14 protein-coding genes are annotated in these 14359 nt (G+C 63.1%); 5 read left to right on the top strand and 9 right to left on the bottom strand.

Annotated elements, in window-relative coordinates; translation table 11 throughout:
* Nucleotides 1–220 precede the first annotated feature (220 nt).
* Nucleotides 221–1207 (bottom strand): transporter, encoded by a 987-nt coding sequence (locus tag IFO71_RS18050; RefSeq protein WP_192031071.1) that lies wholly within the window; start codon nt 1205–1207, stop codon nt 221–223.
* 46 nt (nt 1208–1253) lie between these two features.
* On the opposite strand from IFO71_RS18050, the gene IFO71_RS18045 reads away from it, so the two are divergent.
* Nucleotides 1254–1484 (top strand): hypothetical protein, encoded by a 231-nt coding sequence (locus IFO71_RS18045; RefSeq protein ID WP_192031070.1) that lies wholly within the window; start codon nt 1254–1256, stop codon nt 1482–1484.
* Nucleotides 1485–1697: 213 nt separating this feature from the next.
* Here the strand turns inward: IFO71_RS18045 and IFO71_RS18040 are convergent, their stop codons facing one another.
* Together IFO71_RS18040 and IFO71_RS18035 are read right to left on the bottom strand one after the other, a co-directional pair.
* Complete coding sequence (locus tag IFO71_RS18040) at nt 1698–2306, bottom strand: redoxin domain-containing protein (protein ID WP_192031069.1); 609 nt, start codon at nt 2304–2306, stop codon at nt 1698–1700.
* 39 nt (nt 2307–2345) lie between these two features.
* A complete protein-coding gene (locus tag IFO71_RS18035; RefSeq protein ID WP_332309409.1) occupies nt 2346–3161 on the bottom strand; it encodes a protein-disulfide reductase DsbD domain-containing protein in 816 nt (271 codons plus the stop codon).
* A gap of 137 nt (nt 3162–3298) precedes the next feature.
* On the opposite strand from IFO71_RS18035, the gene IFO71_RS18030 reads away from it, so the two are divergent.
* Entirely contained in the window at nt 3299–3952 is a 654-nt protein-coding gene (locus tag IFO71_RS18030) for a peroxiredoxin-like family protein (protein ID WP_192031067.1), read from the top strand.
* Nucleotides 3953–4065: 113 nt separating this feature from the next.
* Here IFO71_RS18030 and xth read toward each other — a convergent pair whose 3' ends face one another.
* Together xth and IFO71_RS18020 are read right to left on the bottom strand one after the other, a co-directional pair.
* Nucleotides 4066–4830 carry an exodeoxyribonuclease III gene (gene xth / locus IFO71_RS18025; RefSeq protein ID WP_192031066.1) on the bottom strand — a complete coding sequence of 255 codons (765 nt, stop codon included), beginning with the start codon at nt 4828–4830 and terminating at the stop codon, nt 4066–4068.
* Between the two features lie 16 nt (nt 4831–4846).
* Nucleotides 4847–5722, bottom strand: a complete 876-nt coding sequence (locus IFO71_RS18020; protein WP_192031065.1) for a TraB/GumN family protein — start codon at nt 5720–5722, stop codon at nt 4847–4849.
* Between the two features lie 117 nt (nt 5723–5839).
* Here IFO71_RS18020 and IFO71_RS18015 point away from each other — a divergent pair, with 117 nt between their 5' ends.
* Nucleotides 5840–7309 (top strand): protein adenylyltransferase SelO, encoded by a 1470-nt coding sequence (locus IFO71_RS18015; protein ID WP_192031064.1) that lies wholly within the window; start codon nt 5840–5842, stop codon nt 7307–7309.
* A 318-nt stretch (nt 7310–7627) separates the two neighbouring features.
* On the top strand, nt 7628–8245 hold the full coding sequence (locus IFO71_RS18010) for a hypothetical protein (protein ID WP_192031063.1): 618 nt from the start codon (nt 7628–7630) through the stop codon (nt 8243–8245).
* Here the strand turns inward: IFO71_RS18010 and IFO71_RS18005 are convergent.
* Genes IFO71_RS18005 through IFO71_RS17995 form a run of 3 tightly spaced genes read right to left on the bottom strand, consistent with a single transcriptional unit; the run spans nt 8235 to nt 10464 of the window.
* Entirely contained in the window at nt 8235–9014 is a 780-nt protein-coding gene (locus IFO71_RS18005) for an SGNH/GDSL hydrolase family protein (protein WP_192031062.1), read from the bottom strand. The genes IFO71_RS18010 and IFO71_RS18005 overlap by 11 nt on opposite strands.
* Nucleotides 9015–9065: 51 nt before the next feature.
* A complete protein-coding gene (locus tag IFO71_RS18000; protein WP_192031061.1) occupies nt 9066–9791 on the bottom strand; it encodes a DsbC family protein in 726 nt (241 codons plus the stop codon).
* Between the two features lie 52 nt (nt 9792–9843).
* A complete protein-coding gene (locus IFO71_RS17995; RefSeq protein ID WP_192031060.1) occupies nt 9844–10464 on the bottom strand; it encodes a thiol:disulfide interchange protein DsbA/DsbL in 621 nt (206 codons plus the stop codon).
* A gap of 14 nt (nt 10465–10478) precedes the next feature.
* Between IFO71_RS17995 and IFO71_RS17990 the strand changes: the two genes are divergently transcribed.
* Nucleotides 10479–10652, top strand: coding sequence for a hypothetical protein (locus IFO71_RS17990; protein WP_192031059.1), 174 nt, complete (start codon nt 10479–10481; stop codon nt 10650–10652).
* Nucleotides 10653–12233: 1581 nt separating this feature from the next.
* Here IFO71_RS17990 and IFO71_RS17985 read toward each other — a convergent pair.
* Nucleotides 12234–14276 carry a M3 family metallopeptidase gene (locus tag IFO71_RS17985; protein ID WP_192031058.1) on the bottom strand — a complete coding sequence of 681 codons (2043 nt, stop codon included), beginning with the start codon at nt 14274–14276 and terminating at the stop codon, nt 12234–12236.
* Nucleotides 14277–14359: the final 83 nt, after the last annotated feature.

The following is a 14359-nucleotide window of genomic DNA, read 5'->3' as shown; positions in this document are numbered from 1 at the left end:
CACGTTCAGCGATTCGGCGAAGGGCCGACCGATTGCGGAATCGAAGAACCACCTGACGCCATCGATCGTTGGGTAAGATCGACCGAAATCGCGTTTCGCGGGACGAAGTCCGACAGGCTGCTAACCCACTCAGAATTCAACAGCGCCTGAAATATCCGGGCTAGCTAGCCCCGCCGCTCGCGGGGCCTTTCCGTGAGCCATTCGCGCTTGAACCATGTGCTCAGAAACGACGCGTGTAGTTGAGCAGCAGCAGATAGTCGGGAAACGCGGCGTCGCCGTGCAGGCCATTGCGAAGATCGGCCACGCTCTTTTGCCGATTGCGAATGACCGCCCAGGGCATCGACAGGGATACCGAATGCGGGCCTTGGTTCCAGCTCACCGAAGGGTCGACCGACACCATGTAGCCGGGCCGACGGCGACCTTCATCCGAGCCGATCAGGTCACGCACCGGCACGCCCTCGATGCGGCCGCCGAGTCCCAGGGTCCAGCCCTGCCACTTGGCCGGTGACCATTGCAGCCCAAGTCGTCCGACGTATTGGTCGGTAACCGAAACCTCTTCCTCCCCGGGGCGCGCGCCAGGACGCTCTACACCATTGGTTCCTTCGGGCTCGAGCACGTACAGCGCGCTGCCGTACAGCGCCACGTTGTCGGAATCACCCAGCAGGCGGTAGCCGCTCAGTTCCAGCACGATGCCCCAGGCGCCATCGCCGGGCTGCACCGAGGGGTCAGCGATGCCGATGGACAACTCTTCCACGCCGTTGACCAAACGAAGCGTGTTCTGCTTTTGCCGATACTCACCAGTCGGCAGCTTCAGGCCCAGGCCCCAGGAAAGATTGGAACGCGGATGGGCTTTCGGATCCCAGATCAGGCGATTGAACACCACGGTCATGTCGCCGATGCCATTGGTGTGGCTGCGGTCATAACGTCGGACCACCTCACCGTCGGGGCCGCGCAGTCCCGATGACCGGCGCGCCGATAGGTAAGGAAGACCAACCGACAGGCTGGTGCTATCGTCAAAGCTGTAGCGCAGGGAAAGGTCGAACAGATGGACATTATTGACCACCTGACTGTTCTCCTCGACTCGATGCTCCTGCTCTTCGCTGCCGACGAAATGACGGAACGAGTAGCCATAGCGCCAGCCCAGGCCAATCTGCCAGCGCTGCGGTTCCTCGGCCTGCTCCGGCGCCTGCTGTTCGAAGGCCTTCATCAAGGGGCTATCGAGGCGGGTCAGGACACAGCTCTGAGCCCAGCCCGTGGCGGGAATCAACAGGCAGGCCAGCAGTGCTGACAGCGATCCTGCACGCGGCGAAAAGGAGCATGATGCGGTGGGAATGGGGGTGACGATCCTCGGGCGCATGGACAGATGGAAAGTCGCGAACGCTATCACGATGCAGCGCTGTTTGCTGCAGGTGAGCCACCGAGGTGTTAAAGCGGACGACGACATCGATCATTCGCGGCGCCTCCCGAGGGTGGAGATGGTGTGATGGTGGGGATAGTGTGGAATCAGCCTGCCATCGGCTGGCTCTCACGGGCGGGCCAGTGGCCCCCCCCTTCCCATCAACCGCTACGCCCATGACCTGGCAGGCTGCTGAGACTGATTTCGGCTGCCTGTTAAGGCAAAGGTGGCGCGGCTCTGCCGCGACCGGCTTGCCGTGAGCCTGCCGAACGGTTGGAGGTCTCAGCAACCTGCTGGCGCCTTAGCCTTTGTACTTCACGCTGCAGCCGTAGGGCTGGGTCAAACTCACGCTCACCGCCTTGCCGGCGGCCAATTCGCTCAACACCTGCGGCACATACTGGGTGGCATCCGCCAGGTCGTCCTGATCGGCACTGGCAATGCTGTCAATTGCCCCTGCATAACGCAGGGTTCCGCTGGGGTCGATGATGTACATATGCGGAGTGGTCTTGGCGGAATAGCTCTGGCCGACCTGACCTTCCGGGTCAAGCAAGTAATAGGTCTGTGCCGCCTTCCAGCCGCTTTGAATCTGCTCTGCCTGGGCGCCATCGACATGACCTTGCTTGCCTGGCGCTGAGGAGTTGATCACCAGCCAGACCACGTCCTTAGCGGTGGCCTGGCGCTGTTGATCGGGAATATTGCCGCTGTTGTAGTGCTTCTTGACGAACGGACACTCGTGATTGGTCCACTCCAGCACCACCGTCTTGCCGGCAAAGTCGCTTAGCGAACGCGACTGACCCTGGCTATCGGTCAAGGTGAAGGCAGGTGCGGTTTCGCCTACCTTGGGCGCGGCGCTGGCGGCGAACGGAATCACCATGGCGGCCAGGGCGAGCGGGGTAAACAGGGACTTCATTGACTATTCCTCCTTGGGCTTGGGGTCAATGGCAGCTGGCTACTTGCCAGTGCCCTCAGCATGGTCCGTTGTCGGTTCTGACCGGGCGACAAAACGGTAGGTTTCATCGCCGAGGCGCAGCCACCATTCGCTCTGGCCCGGCAGGGCAGAAAAAAACTCGCTCTTGCGCCACCGCCAGTGGCCGCCCTGCACAGTTGCCTGCCAGGTTGGCAGGGCGCTGTTGGCGACCAGCCGAGGCGTATGCGGGAACCACCTGGCCTTGGCGAGCTGCGGCGGTAGGTTGCCGTGCAAGGCCAGCTGCACGGCGTCACCCTGCTCGCTCAGCGTCGCCGACCAGTCCACCGCTTTCGGTTGAGCCTGCGTGGCGCGCTGAAAATCGGCCTGCCAGCGTGGATCGGCTTCAGCTCGGCTGGCCAGCGGCAGCTGCAGTCGGTAACTGGCCTGGCCCGGAATGCATTCCTCCTGACACACCAGCCAGCGTGCCTGCAGTTCGATACTCAGGCTCGGCCCGGCAAGCTCCGCCGGCAGCAGCAGGTTGACCGGCAGCAAGATCCGGCCTTCGTAGCCGTAATTGACGATATCGCCGAGATCGAAGCGCTGTGGTGCCGGCCATTGCACGTCCTGCGCCGATACGCCGTCGGGCAAGGTCAAGCGCAGCCGCGTCGGCAGGCCGGAATCACCGGGATTCACCCAATAGGTGTGCCAAAGCGGTTCATGCTCGAACAACAGGCCCAGGCGCAGGCTTTGCCCGGCCACCGCGGCGGTTGATTCGGCCACCAACTGCGAGCGCAGATGATCGGTCAGCACCACGTCGCCGCCTGCGCTGGCCAACAGGAACACGGAACTCAATACCACGCCCTTGCCTCGTCAATAGGTCTAGCGAGTATGCCCAAGCACCGGCGGCCTTGCGTCAAGCTCAGCTGAACCGGCGGTGATAGTCTGATGAACCTGTACGCGACCCGCGGCGCAACGCTGTTTGACCGGAGCCACGCATGACCCCCGCCATCCGCCTGATCTCGCTCGGCTTGCTCGCCTTGTTGACCGGCTTGCTGCCATTGGCTGCCTTGGCGGCTGAATTTCCGACCGACCCCAAGCAGGTTCACCCGCCCCTGCTCGGCACCCCGCTGCCCCCAGCCGAGTTGCGCGATCGCGACGGTCAGCCGGTGAAACTCGCTGAGTTGATCGGCAAGACCCCTTCGGTACTGGTGTTCTACCGCGGTGGCTGGTGTCCCTACTGCAATATCCAGCTGAGCCAGTTGCGCCTGACCTTCCCGGGCCTGCGCGAGCTCGGCTACAAGCTGATCGCGATCAGCCCAGACCGCCCGGAATCGCTGCGCGCGACCCTGGGCGACATGCCGCTCGAATACACCCTGCTGTCGGACAGCAGCCTGAGCCTGATCGGCGCTTTGGGCATCGGTTTCCGGGTCGATGATCCGACCCTGGAGAAGTACAAGGGCTATGGCATCGATCTGGAACAGGCCTCCGGCCAAACCCATCATGTTCTTCCCGTGCCCGCGGTATTCGTGCTTGATGGCAATCAGATCATCCAGTTTCACTATGTGAATCCGGACTATCGCATCCGCGTGCCCGGTGGCCTGATCCTGGAAGCGGCGCGTAGCGTGAAGGAGATCAAGCCGTTGAAGTGAGCTGTGCCAAGTAGGGCGGGCCCAGGCCCGCCGCTTTGTGGCTTCCGCTGACGTGGTTCGCGCAGATCGGGCTGCGCAGTGTCGTGTGTTCGCATGGCGGGCCAGGGCCCGCCCTACGCCAACTCCACCCACACCGGCGCGTGATCGCTGGGCCGCTCCCAGGTGCGCGGTTCGCGATCGATCACCGAGCCGATGCAGGTCGGCTTCAGCGCATCGCTAATCAGCGCAAGGTCAATCCGCAGCCCGAGATTGCGACGGAAGCCGGCGGCGCGGTAGTCCCACCAGCTGAATTGGCCGCCTTCTTCGCTGTGCAGCCGGAAGCTGTCGTGCAGACCCAGTGCCAGCAGTCGCTGCAATGCGTTGCGTTCGGCCGTCGAGCACAGAATCTGCTCATCCCAGGCCGCAGGATCGTGGACATCGCGATCATCCGGGGCGATATTGAAATCACCCATCACCACCAGCTTCGGCCAGCGTTTGATTTCCTCGCTCAGCCAGCCGTGGACGGCGTCCAGCCAGCCCAGCTTGTAGTCGTACTTCTCGTCGCCCACCGCCTTGCCGTTCACCACATACAGGTTCACCACGCGAAGATCGCCATAGCTGGCGGCGATGACCCGCTTCTGATCATCGCCAAAGCCCGGAATGCCGATTTGCACCTCGCTGGCAGATTCGCGCGACAGCAGGGCAACCCCGTTGTAGGTCTTCTGACCGCTGAACACCGAGCGATAGCCAAGTTCGAGCAGGGCGTCATCGGGAAACTTGTGGTCCTCCAGCTTGGTTTCCTGCAGGCCAACCACATCCGGTTGGCGCAGTTTCAACCACTCCTGCAGATGCGGCAGCCGAACGTTAAGGGAATTGACGTTCCAGGAGGCAATTTTCATCCGACTTTCCTTGCAATCAGGGTGTGGCGCTCAGCCGCTCGACCTGCCAGCCACGCGCGCGCAGCTGCTGCACCAGACCATCCTCGCCAATAAGATGCAAGGCACCGACCACTACCAGGTGGTCATCGGTTTTGCCCAGCATGGCTTCGATCTGCGGCAGCCAGGCCTGATTGCGCTCGACATTGAGCAGCTGATACGCCGTCGGAGTTTCATTCTTCATCTTGCTGACCAGCTCGGCTGCCAATGCCTCGGCATCGCCGCGGCGCCAGTTGGCATGCAGTCGATCGAACTCCTTGCGCAGCTCGCCGATCGATTTCAGGGTGTCGCCGAGCATCTTGTCCTGCTCTGCCATCGGCGTGCGATCGAAGGTGCCGAGCTGCTGGCTGAGGGTTTCCAGTCCGCCGGTGGCCTTGCCGTCCTTGGCGCTGCGCTGCATGAAGTGCATGTCGATGCCCAGGCTGGGATCGAAACCGGCTTGCATGACCGCCATCACAGCAAGATTGACCGTCATATACCAGGGTTCAAAGCCGTCGGCGGCAGCCACGGCGGCATCGCTACCGAGGAAGGTTCGCAGTTTGGCCAGGGTGTCAGCCGATACGGTTTCGCGCAGAGTCCGGCCGTCTTCGAAGCGCGCCAGCTCCATCATCTTGGACGCCGCCTGGCCCCCGGCCAGCTCGGCCGGCGCGATCTCGAATACCACCTGCTCGGCGTCGTCGTAAGCCGCTTCCAGGATCTCCGCCAGCGGGTAATCAGCTGGCTTCAGCACATGGATCGAGCCGAGCAGATAGACCGTTCCGGCATCACGTTCGACCTTCCACAGTAAGGGCACCGGCGGTTCGGCGCGCACCGGAAGCGCAAACGCCAGGACAAGTAGGGCAAGCAAAAGACGCATGAGAACTCCAAATCAGCACAGAACCAGATCATCCAGAACGTGATCAGCGCACTATTGTGACCCAATAGTCGATCGCGGTCCTCGGGTGGCTTGCCCGATTGCGCCTACAATGGGGCGATGAGCAGTCCGTTCGCATGGCTACGGCCGCCGGAGTATCGGCAACTGCCAGCCGGCTTTTCCCATCCGCAGCGGCCCGCGCCGGTTGCGGCACCGCAGCTGTTGCACTGGAACGCCGGCTTGGCCGAGCGCCTCGGTATGCCCGCGGTAGAGCCGGCACAGATAGCGCGGCTGCTGGCCGGATTGGACGGGCCCAGCCCGCCCAGCGGCCTGGCCACCGCCTATGCCGGCCATCAGTTCGGCCACTTCGTGCCCCAGCTGGGCGATGGCCGTGCTCTGCTGCTGGGCGACATCGTCAGCCCGGATGGGGCGCGATTCGAACTGCAGCTCAAGGGATCCGGGCGCACGCCGTTCTCGCGCGGCGGAGATGGCCGTGCCGCGCTTGGCCCCGTGCTGCGCGAAGTGCTGGTCAGTGAGGCCATGCACGCGCTGGGTGTGCCCACTACCCGCAGTTTGGCTGCCATCGCTTCCGGCGAGCTCGTGCAGCGCGAACGGCCGCTGCCGGGTGGTGTTCTCGCCCGCTTGGCCAGCAGCCATGTGCGGGTGGGCAGCTTCGAGTACTTCGCCTGCCGACGCGACATCGCCTCGCTGCAGGCCTTGAGCGACTGGGTGATCTGCCGACACTATCCGCACTGCCAGGAGGCCGAGCGGCCGGCGCTGGCCCTGCTTCAGGCGGTCATTGAACGGCAGGCCGAGCTGATCGCGCACTGGATGAGCGTTGGCTTTATTCACGGTGTGATGAATACCGACAACATGGCGCTCAGTGGGGAAACGATCGACTATGGCCCCTGCGCGTTTCTCGATGAGTACAATCCAAACAAGGTGTTCAGTTCCATCGATCAACAGGGACGCTATGCCTACAGCAACCAGCCGGGCATCGCGCAATGGAATCTGGCCCGTCTTGCCGAATGTCTGCTGCCACTGATCGATGCCGATGAGGCCGCGGGGATCGAACTGGCCAGCACCGCCGTGCAGGCCTTCGTACCGGCCTTCGAGGCTGCCTGGCTGGCGCGGATGCGACCCAAGTTTGGGCTGGACACGGCGCAGCCCGGCGATAGCGAGCTGATCGAACATTTTCTTGCCGCACTGCACGAGATCGAGGCCGACTACACGCGGAGTTTCAGCGCACTGGCAGATCGCTGCGGCAGCGAGCAGGCAGGGGTAATGGCCACCCTGCCGCGAACGCCGGCCATGGACCGCTGGTGCCCGGCCTGGCAGGCGCGGCTCAGTGCAGAACAGTGCGATGTTGACGCCATCCGTACCCGGCTACGCCGCGCCAATCCCGCCGTGATACCGCGCAATCATCAGATCGAGCGGGTGATCGCAGCGGCCTACGCCGACGACATGCAGCCATTCGATGAGCTGCTGGCCGCACTATGTCGGCCGTTCGACGATGGTCCAGCGCAGCAGCGATTCATGCAGCCGCCGGAGGTGGAACAGCGTGTCGAGAAGACATTCTGCGGAACGTAGCAGGCTGCTGAAATGAGCATTTCAGCAGCCTGGTAGGGGCGGGCTCTAGCCCGCCGTTTCACCGACCGAGTTCGTGACTCAAGGGTGAGTGCCGTATCTCATGTCTTTTTGATTATCCATCGAAGATTCCGACCGATCGAGTGCGTGACTCAACAGGGGCTCGCCCCCCCCGCCCACACCTGTACATGACTGATTTTGCTGATATAGTCCGCGCCGCTGCTGTGAAGCTGGTATGAAGCCGGGCGCTGCCGCGTCGTCGGCCGCTTGCGCCTTCCTGAGCTTCGATCGTTTCAATATCCGGGTTCGTTTATGTTCGCCATGTCGCTTGTGGTTGGGTCGATCCTGTTGATTGGCATGATCGGAATCGTGATTGCCGCCTTTCGGGTCAGCCTGCCCTGGGGGCTGCTGACCTTGCTGGTGCCGGCCACCATATTGCTGTTCGTGCCACTGCACTGGCGTGAGTCCAAGGGTCCGATGATGATCTTGCTGGTTGGCCTTGCCTTTGCCGGCGTTACTGCGGTCGCCAGCAGTCGCCAGCAGGCCGCCGACCATCCGCAGATCATTGCCAATCCGACCTATCTTGAGCTTCGCGGCAGCAAGAGCGAAGCCGGTCGTGATCTGGAGCAGGTGTTTCTGCTGCAGGCGGTGGATGCGACTGATTGCCAGCAGCAGGCCAAGCGCTGGCAGGCCGGTCTCAGTGACTGGCAGCTCAGTTCGCCCAGCTGTTCGACCAGCCTGCCGCCGCGGTTCGCTCCCTTGTTTGCCAATCAGCGCGCCGGCTACCCGTACCTCAGCGTGGCACGACGAACCCCGCACGATCGGGAGATTCGCGTGGTGCTATGGGGTTACTCCAGTGCCGAAGCGGATCTGGTGTGCAAGCACGGCAAGCGCTTCGAAGCTGACCAACAACACCCGGTCGACTGCATCAGACCCTGATCGGCGTACTAGGCCGCCCCAAATCGGACCAGCGCTGCAGCACCTGCCCGCTTAACCACTCGCTCCAGCGCGCCACGCTGGCGGAGTTGGGATGAAAGCCATCGTCGGCGAAACCGCTGGCATCCGGCCGAAACGGAATCGGGGCATGCAGGGCGAGTGGCTGGCTTTCTGCGGCACGGGCGATAACCTGATCGAACTGCCGCGCTCGCAGTCCCATCAAGTGCCGTAACGGGCTGGGCAGTAGCGGAAACACCTCAAGCGGCGGGGTGGCGCAGAATACGATGCGGGCCTTGGGCGACTGCCCATGAAGCCAGTCGATCAGGGCTGATAGATCCGACGCGAATGCGCGCCGTCGGCGCAGGCCGGTCACATCATTGACGCCAATCGAAATCAGCACCAGGTCGCAGTCACGAAAACTCGATGAGTCCGCGTGCGCCGCGCTCAAGGCCTCGCTGGCGTCAGCGCCGTTGCGTCCCAGTGCCTGCCAATCCACTGAACGCATGGTTTGGGCGGATAGCGCCCGCGCCAGCTGTGCCGGCAGTGCGTCCGCGGTTGATGCCAGGGCGACGCCGGCGATGATCGAATCCCCCAGGGCGCGCAGTCGCAGTGGCGGACCTCCGGCATCGCACTCGATCAGGCCGTGTCGTGGCCCTGGCGCCTCCGGAGCGCGGTAGGCGCGACGCTTCAACCACAGCCCCTGCGTGGCAATGAACGGCAGTCCGCTCCAGAACAGCATCGATCGTGGATCGAGGGTGCTTGGCGAGAACATGGCCGGAGTGCTGTGCTAGCAGGGTGCTGAAATGAGCATTCCAGCAGGCTGCTAGGGCGTGCTGGCGACCAGCTTGGCCAGCAGATCCTTGGCGCTGAGATAGCCGCCAATGAGCTCGCCGTTGGAGCCGATCAAGGTCGGTGTGTTGGTGATGCCGAGACGCGCCGCCAGATCGATGCCTGCCTGATACCCCGACGGGCACTCCGCACGTGCTTCCACTGACTGACCAAAGGTGGCGGCAGTAAAGGCCTGCGGTCGATCAGCCGCGCAATGCACCTGGCGTGAGGCCTGATCGGCGGCTGATCCGGCGCCGCCGAGGGGAATCAGTACGTAGTTCACCGCGATGCCGGCATCCAGATACTCCTCGATATCCTGATGGAAGCGGCGGCAATAGGCGCAGTCGATGGCGGTGAACACGGTGACTTCGTGGGTGGGTGCTTTTGGCGCAAAGCGAATCAGGGTCGATTCCGATAGCTTGGCGATACCGTCCTTGCGCAGGCTCGAACGCGACTGCTCGGTGAGATTGGTGGCCCGCGCCGTATCAAATACATTGCCCTGAAACAGGTGCTTGCCGTCGGCGCTGAGGTACAGCACATTGCCATCGACCACCAGTTCCAGCATGCCGTCGACAGAACTGGCGCGCACCTGCTCCAGCTTGGCCTGAGGCACCAGGCGAGAGAGCGCGGCTTGCGCGCGTTCGCGCAGGGCGTCGTTGGTTTCCTCAGCTGCTTGGCCGAGCAAGGGGAAGAACAGCAGCAAAGCGAATAGTCGAAGCATGGTGGTGTCCTGACATCGGTTAAAGTGATGGTGTCACGGCGGAACTCAGTGATCAGGGCGATGCACGCCGTGCTCGGGCCTCAGCGACCAATTCGTCGGCGCGCTTTAGCATTGCATCCAGGCCACCGGTGCTGGGCTCCAGCAAGGTTCGGCCCTGGATGATCAAGGTTGGCGTAACGCCGATGCCGTAGCGCGGCATCAGTGATTTCGATTGGTTGGCCTTGGCCCGCACGCTGAACGAATCCATGGTCGAGGCGAACAGGGCGGAGTCGATGCCGGCCTGCTCCACCGTGGCGAGAATGCCGGCGCGATCGCGAACACGACGGGTCACCGCCACCGCATTGAACAGCGGCTCATGCAGGGTGCTCAACACACCCATCGCCTCTGCGGCAAAGAAGGCGCGTGCCAACTCGTCCTCCATGCCGCCGCTGAATACTGCCGGCAAGTAGCGCAAATGCACGTCAGTGGACTGCGCCTTGCCCCAGTCTTCCAACGGCTGGCGCAAGGTGGCGCAATGGATGCACCAATAGCCGAAGACCTCGATCACCTCGATCTTGTCCTCGTTGGCCGGTGGAATGAACTCCTTGCTCAGTCGCTCGGTCACCTCGGCGCGCAGAGTGCCAGCCAGCAATAGCAGGAGCATGCCGAACATGACAGGGGATCGCAGTTTCATCGGATGTACTCACCGTGGGTGTCCTGACCCAGACCGGCGCTGCGGCACAGAAGTTCAATCGGGATAGTCGATGGCGCACCGCCCACGCCGAGCGGGCGCTGCCCAAGTCGGGCAGCGGGACCCGGCTCGCCCACGACAAGACAGTGCGTACCCTGAGCTTGTCGAAGCGTGCCAAACTCTGCGAGTGAGCGGATGCTCGGCGATGATTCGGCTGGCTTCGACAGGCTCAGCCAGCGTGGTATCGAGGCTTTCTTATCCGGCCAGTTGACCGCAAAGCAACGCGCACCCTGAGCTTGTCGAAGGGTGCCAAACTGGGCGAGTGAGCGGATGCTCGGCGATGACTCGGCCGGCTTCGACAGGCTCAGCCAGCGTGGTATCGAGGCGTTCTTATCCGGCCGATTAACCGCAAGGCAACGCGCACCCTGAGCTTGTCGAAGGGTGCCAAACTGGGCGAGTAAGCGGATGCTCGGCGATGACTCGGCCGGCTTCGACAGGCTCAGCCAGCGCGCTGTCGAGGCCTTCCTAACCGGCTAGTTCACCGCAAAGCAACGCGCACCCTGAGCTTGTCGAAGGGTGCCACACTCTGCGAGTGTACGGATGCTCGGCGATGATTCGGCTGGCTTCGACAGGCTCAGCCAGCGTGGTATCGAGGCTTTCTTGTCCGGTTCGTTCACCGCAAAGCAACGCGCACCCTGAGCTTGTCGAAGGGTGCCGAACTGGGCGAGTGAGCGGATGCTCGGCGATGATTCGGCTGGCTTCGACGGACTCAGCCAGCGTGGTATCGAGGCGTTCTTATCCGGCCGATTAACCGCAAAGCAACGCGCACCCTGAGCTTGTCGAAGGGTGCCGAACTGGGCGAGTGAGCGGATGCTCGGCGATGATTCGGCTGGCTTCGACGGGCTCAGCCAGCGCGCTGTCGAGGCTTTCTTATCCGGCCGGTCAACCGCAAGGCAACGCGCACCCTGAGCTTGTCGATGGGTGCCAAACTGGGCGGGTGAGCGGATGCTCGGCGATGATTCGGCTGGCTTCGACAGGCTCAGCCAGCTTGGTATCGAGGCTTTCTTGTCCGGTTCGTTCACCGCAAAGCAACGCGCACCCTGAGCTTGTCGAAGGGTGCCGAACTGGGCGAGTGAGCGGATCTCGGCGATGATCTGGCTGGCTTCGACAGGCTCAGCCAGCGCGCTGTCGAGGCTTTCTTAACCGGCCGGTTAACCGCGAGGCAACGCGCACCCTGAGCTTGTCGAAGGGTGCCACACTCTGCGAGTGAGCGGATGCTCGGCGATGATTCGGCTGGCTTCGACAGGCTCAGCCAGCGCGCTGTCGAGGCCTTCTTAACCGGCTAGTTCACCGCAAAGCAACGCGCACCCTGAGCTTGTCGAAGGGTGCCGAACTGGGCGAGTGAGCGGATGCTCGGCGATGATTCGGCTGGCTTCGACAGGCTCAGCCAGCGTGGTATCGAGGCGTTCTTAACCGGCTAGTTGACCGCAAGGCAACGCGCACCCTGAGCTTGTCGAAGGGTGCCAAACTGGGCGAGTGAGCGGATGCTCGGCGATGATTCGGCTGGCTTCGACGGACTCAGCCAGCGTGGTATCGAGGCGTTCTTATCCGGCCGATTAACCGCAAGGCAACGCGCACCCTGAGCTTGTCGAAGGGTGCCAAACTCTGCGAATGAGCGGATGCTCGGCGATGACTCGTCGCGTCTGAGTAAGTCCAGGATGGACTTATTCAGACTTTCCCTAGATGAGTCTCAATAACCTGCCAACCCTCCATCAGGCAGCCAGCCCATAGCTCTTCAACAGCGCATCCGGAAGCGGCTCGCGGCCGCGGAAGGCGATGAAGCTCTCCAGCGCCGGGCGCGAGCCGCCCACCGCCAGAATCTCGCGGCGGTAGCGTTGTCCAGTGTTGTAATCGAACAGGCCGGCTTCCTCAAAAGCCGCAAAGGCGTCGGCACTTAACACCTCCGCCCACAGATAGCTGTAGTAACCGGCGGCATAGCCGCCAGCGAAGATGTGGGTGAAGTTGTTGGCGAAGCGGTGCCAGGCCGGTGGCTTGATGACCGCCACCTCGGCGCGTACCTCCTCCAGAAGTTGCCGCGCCCGAGCGCCTCGTGCTGGGTCGTATTCCAGGTGCAGACGGAAGTCGAACAGGGCAAACTCCAGCTGCCGCACCAGGAACATGCCGGCATGGAAGTGCCGCGCTTCAAGCATTTTCTGGAACAATGCATCGGGCAGGGTTTCGCCGCTTTGCCAGTGGCGGGCGAACAAATCCAGGGTCTCGCGCTGCCAGCAGAAGTTCTCCAGGAACTGGCTGGGCAGTTCCACGGCATCCCACTCCACGCCGCTGATACCCGACACGCTGGGCCAGTCGATCTCGCTCAGCATATGGTGCAGGCCGTGGCCGAACTCGTGGAACAGGGTCAGTACATCGTCGTGGGTCAGCAGGGCCGGCTGATCGCCGTTCGGCGGTGGGAAATTGCAGGTCAGATAGGCCACCGGTCGCTGCAGCGCGCCATCGCGGAAGCGCGAGCGGCACACATCCATCCAGGCGCCACCACGTTTGCCGCTGCGCGCGTAATGATCGACATAGAAACCGGCGATCACCTCGTCGTCGTGATGGAGGACATCAAAGTAGGCGACGTCCGGGTGCCAGACATCGACGCCTTGACGCGGGCGGAACTTGACTCCCAGTACCTGACCGGCAATGGCGAACAGGCCGTTCAATACGCCGGGCAGCGGGAAGTAGGGCTTCAGGTCCTCTTCGCTGAAGTCGAACAGGGCCTGACGGCGCTTTTCACTGGCATAGGCGATATCCCAGGGCTGCAGGTCGGCCAGGCCCAGGGTCTCGGCAGCAAAGGCCTGCAGCTCGGCCAGCTCGCGTTCGGCCTGCGGCCTGGCCCGCGCGGCCAGATCATGCAGAAAGGCGAGCACGCGTTCCGGCTTGCCGGCCATCTTGTCGGCCAGACTGAGCTCGGCAGCGTTGTTGAAGCCGAGCAGCTGGGCGGCCTCATGGCGCAGCTTGACGATCTGTTCGATGCGCGGGCCATTGTCGCGGGCGTGATCATGCGGCCCGAGCTCAGAGGCGCGGGTGTTGTAGGCGGAATAGACTTCCTCACGCAGGTTGCGGCTGTCGGCATAGGTCAGCAGGGCCTGCACCACCGGCCCTTTCAGCGTCGCTCGATAACCTGACTCGCCCTTTTCCTTGGCCATCTGCGCCAGCATCTGCCGCGCCGAAGCCGGTAGACCGGCCAACTCGTCTTCGACCAGGGCACGACCCCAGGCATCGGTACAATCCAGCACCGCCTCTTCAAACTCGGTCGACAGCCGCGACAGCTCGGTCTGGATCTGCTTGAAGCGCTGTCGCGCCTCGCCTTCCAGAGCCACGCCGGAAAGCCTGAAGCCACGCAGGCTGTCTTCCACCAGGGTGCGCTCGGCGCGACCCAGCTCGGCGAACCCCGCGGCATCGTGGATCGACTTCACCGCCTCATACAGGGCGCGATTCTGACCGAGCTCGGTGTTGAACTCGGTGAGCAGCTCGTCGGCCTCGGCGTACACTGCACGCAGTTCCGCCGAATCCCTGACCCCATGCAGATGCGATACCGGCGACCAGCTGCGACCGATGGCTTCCTCCAGCCGCTCCAGCGGCGCGATCAGCCGATGGAAATCAGGTTCGGTCTGGTCGCGCAGCAATTGCTCGACGCCGAGTTGCGCCTGTTCGATGCGCGCCCGTACCGCGGGCAGCACGTGCGCGGGCTGAATGGCAGAGAACGCCGGCAATTCGCTGGCCGACAACAGCGGGTTGGTTTCTGTGTTCATCCATCCAAGGTACGGCCGTCGGGCCGAAATGCAAGGGCAGGAAGGGGCCTGAACCGGCTCGGCGGCTGGCAGCTGCGTGCAGA

This window comes from Pseudomarimonas arenosa, assembly GCF_014841215.1.
In the GTDB taxonomy this organism is placed as follows: domain Bacteria; phylum Pseudomonadota; class Gammaproteobacteria; order Xanthomonadales; family Xanthomonadaceae; genus Pseudomarimonas; species Pseudomarimonas arenosa.
This window is presented reverse-complemented; position numbering and strand designations above follow the sequence as displayed.

Coding starts and splice junctions, on each gene's coding strand:
- IFO71_RS18050 (WP_192031071.1), bottom strand. CDS start 1,207: ATGAAGGCCTTCGAACAGCAGGCGCCGGAGCAGGCCGAGGAACCGCAG.
- IFO71_RS18040 (WP_192031069.1), bottom strand. CDS start 2,306: ATGAAGTCCCTGTTTACCCCGCTCGCCCTGGCCGCCATGGTGATTCCG.
- IFO71_RS18030 (WP_192031067.1), top strand. CDS start 3,299: ATGACCCCCGCCATCCGCCTGATCTCGCTCGGCTTGCTCGCCTTGTTG.
- xth (WP_192031066.1), bottom strand. CDS start 4,830: ATGAAAATTGCCTCCTGGAACGTCAATTCCCTTAACGTTCGGCTGCCG.
- IFO71_RS18020 (WP_192031065.1), bottom strand. CDS start 5,722: ATGCGTCTTTTGCTTGCCCTACTTGTCCTGGCGTTTGCGCTTCCGGTG.
- IFO71_RS18015 (WP_192031064.1), top strand. CDS start 5,840: ATGAGCAGTCCGTTCGCATGGCTACGGCCGCCGGAGTATCGGCAACTG.
- IFO71_RS18010 (WP_192031063.1), top strand. CDS start 7,628: ATGTCGCTTGTGGTTGGGTCGATCCTGTTGATTGGCATGATCGGAATC.
- IFO71_RS18005 (WP_192031062.1), bottom strand. CDS start 9,014: ATGTTCTCGCCAAGCACCCTCGATCCACGATCGATGCTGTTCTGGAGC.
- IFO71_RS18000 (WP_192031061.1), bottom strand. CDS start 9,791: ATGCTTCGACTATTCGCTTTGCTGCTGTTCTTCCCCTTGCTCGGCCAA.
- IFO71_RS17995 (WP_192031060.1), bottom strand. CDS start 10,464: ATGAAACTGCGATCCCCTGTCATGTTCGGCATGCTCCTGCTATTGCTG.
- IFO71_RS17985 (WP_192031058.1), bottom strand. CDS start 14,276: ATGAACACAGAAACCAACCCGCTGTTGTCGGCCAGCGAATTGCCGGCG.